3 protein-coding genes are annotated in these 2389 nt (G+C 45.0%); 1 reads left to right on the top strand and 2 read right to left on the bottom strand.

The window, feature by feature from the left end; all coding sequences use genetic code 11:
* Positions 1-216 precede the first annotated feature (216 nt).
* Positions 217-1146, top strand: coding sequence for a LysR substrate-binding domain-containing protein (locus ACTXGO_RS12530; protein ID WP_435949656.1), 930 nt, complete (start codon positions 217-219; stop codon positions 1144-1146).
* Positions 1147-1233: 87 nt separating this feature from the next.
* Here ACTXGO_RS12530 and ACTXGO_RS12525 read toward each other — a convergent pair whose 3' ends face one another.
* Both ACTXGO_RS12525 and ACTXGO_RS12520 read right to left on the bottom strand, forming a co-directional pair.
* Positions 1234-1695 (bottom strand): universal stress protein, encoded by a 462-nt coding sequence (locus ACTXGO_RS12525; protein WP_317199212.1) that lies wholly within the window; start codon positions 1693-1695, stop codon positions 1234-1236.
* Between the two features lie 108 nt (positions 1696-1803).
* Positions 1804-2265: a universal stress protein gene (locus ACTXGO_RS12520; RefSeq protein WP_443574768.1), complete on the bottom strand. Its 462-nt coding sequence runs from the start codon at positions 2263-2265 to the stop codon at positions 1804-1806.
* Positions 2266-2389 lie beyond the last annotated feature (124 nt).

Raw genomic sequence — 2389 nt, 5'->3', positions numbered from 1 at the left:
TAGTATTTACTTAACCTAGTATTTACCTTGCTTACTGTTGATTAAGCTGATATGACTATTAGCTTAATGGTAGCTTTTATAAGTCAACAGTATAGATAAAGGCTATATATAATAAAAACAGATTGATAAGATAGAACCTATTTGTTTTTTGGGTTAATATGCTAGTAGCTCTTGTAAACTGTAGGGTATAGAGACAAGTTGTGGGGTATAGAGACGATGAAAAAAGCGCCGCAGACCGTACCGAAGATTACGTTAAAGCAGCTAGCTGTGTTTGTGAGTATTTATCAGACAGGCAGCACCAGTTGTGCGGGTAAAGAGCTGCATCTATCACAATCAGCGGTCAGTAGTGCGCTCAGTACCTTGGAGACGCGCTTGCAGATGCCGCTGTTTGAGCGCGTAGGACGTAGGCTCACCCCTCATGCCAACGCTCAGCCTATCTATGTTCAAGCGCAAGCGTTACTTGGACAAGCCTTGACGCTTGAGCATTATCATAAGCATCAAGCAGGGCAGATGCATATTGGCGCGAGTACCACTATTGGCAATTATGTGTTGCCAAGCCTCTTGGCCCAGATGTATAAGACGCTGCCAGAAGCTAACATCGAGACCTATATCGCTAACACGCAAGAAGTCGTTAGCGAGATTGAGCAGCTTAATATCGATATTGCACTGGTGGAGGGTATGCCAAGGCCAAGCGATAGTAAAGTGATTGAGCAGCGCGCTTGGCGTACCGACAAGCTCATCATATTTGCTAAGCATGATAGTAAATGGCTGACAGATATTGCTAAGAGTGATGATGATAGTTATACGCTTACCCTTGGGCAATTAGCGACGCGGCCGTTGTTGGTACGAGAGGCGGGATCTGGCACGCGGCAAATAATCGATGAGCAGTTATTGCAGTATCTGCCAAATGCTGAGGTGATTCGCGCGGTAAGTCAGTCTGAGGCCATCAAAAATATGGTCAGCGCTGATATTGGACTAGGCTGTCTATCGCAGCATATCATTGAGACAGAACTTGCTACAAAGTCGCTGGTACAAGTTAAAGTTGCCAGTATCGATCTATCACGCACATGGTGGCTGGTATGGCATAAGGCTCGGCACCAAAGCCCTATCTGGCAAACCTTTATCGATATTATTGAGCAGCAGTGATTGCACTAGGATCAAAAAAAGCGCGACATCATTGATGATATCGCGCTTTTACTTTATCTATTAAAGCTAAATACTTATATCAAGTCATTACCTTGTCACAGGCTTATCAAGCCGAACCACGAAGCTGTCGCAAGGCACGTTTGGCAAGATATTATCAGCAGTCGCCCCGCTTATCCAAGCAGCAATCCCTGAGCGTTTATGACGACCGATAACCAGTAGATCGACGTCGTTTTTGTGACAGTAGCTCACAATACCTTCGCTACTTGAGATGGCAGTAGTCACTTGAGAGGTTTCTGCATTTAATTGATTACGCTCCAAAAACTGCGCTAATTTCGCTCGTGCTTCTTGACAGCGTTCATCATCGATCTCATCGTATAGGCTGGAGGCAGGTACTAGCTCGTAGCCAAAACCGACCATCGTGTCTTTGACGATATGGAGTACCGATAGCTTAGAGCCTGGGCGATTATCGACAATGCGTTTGGCCTTTTGCGCGACGATATCGGCATCAGAGAGCAGGTCGGTAACTAGCAAAATATGCTCATATTTCATTATGTTGTCCTCATGGCAGATAGTATCTACTATAGCACCACTGCTAGCCGCTGTTAAGTAGAGCTTGTCTATCTTAGCTTCTACTTTAAGCTATTTATAATGGTCTAACTATTTAGGTACTGGCTGATCAAGCTTGACGACTAAGCTATCGCACGGCGCGTTGGGTAAGATGTTATCGGCGGTGGCACCTACTAGCCAAGCGGCGATACCGCGGCGCTCATGACGCCCAATGATGAGCAGATCAACCTCTTTTTCGTGGCAGTATTTGACAATCCCTTTGTCGTTAGAGATAGCGGCGGTGACCTCAGAGTTGACCGCCTCTAATTGATTACGCTCCAAAAACTGTGCCAATTTGGCTCGGGCGGTTTGCCAATGCGCGCCATCTTTTTCTCCTGATAAGCTCGACGCTGGAATGAGCTCATAACCGAAGCGTATCATGTCATCCTCGACGATATGCAGTACCGATAACCTAGTATCAGGCGAGCCTGCGATAATGCGTTTGGCGCGCTCGGCGACGATATCGGCATCTGATAATAAATCGGTAACCAGTAAAATATGCTGATAACTCATAACATGCTCCTTATTATTTATAAAATGGCTACCTTGATAGTAACAGCACCACTAAGCATTGTTAAGGATTAAATCCATAATTTAATTAGGGTTATAAAAGACGGCATTTTTACTTTTTTAAAGA

This window comes from Psychrobacter sp. T6-1, assembly GCF_052258445.1.
Note: the sequence above shows the minus strand (reverse complement) of the source record. Positions and strands in the feature narration are given on the sequence as shown.

What these genes read in the sequence shown, in the direction of transcription:
- ACTXGO_RS12525 (WP_317199212.1), bottom strand. Translation starts at nt 1,695, where the DNA reads ATGAAATATGAGCATATTTTGCTAGTTACCGACCTGCTCTCTGATGCC.
- ACTXGO_RS12520 (WP_443574768.1), bottom strand. Translation starts at nt 2,265, where the DNA reads ATGAGTTATCAGCATATTTTACTGGTTACCGATTTATTATCAGATGCC.
- ACTXGO_RS12530 (WP_435949656.1), top strand. Translation starts at nt 217, where the DNA reads ATGAAAAAAGCGCCGCAGACCGTACCGAAGATTACGTTAAAGCAGCTA.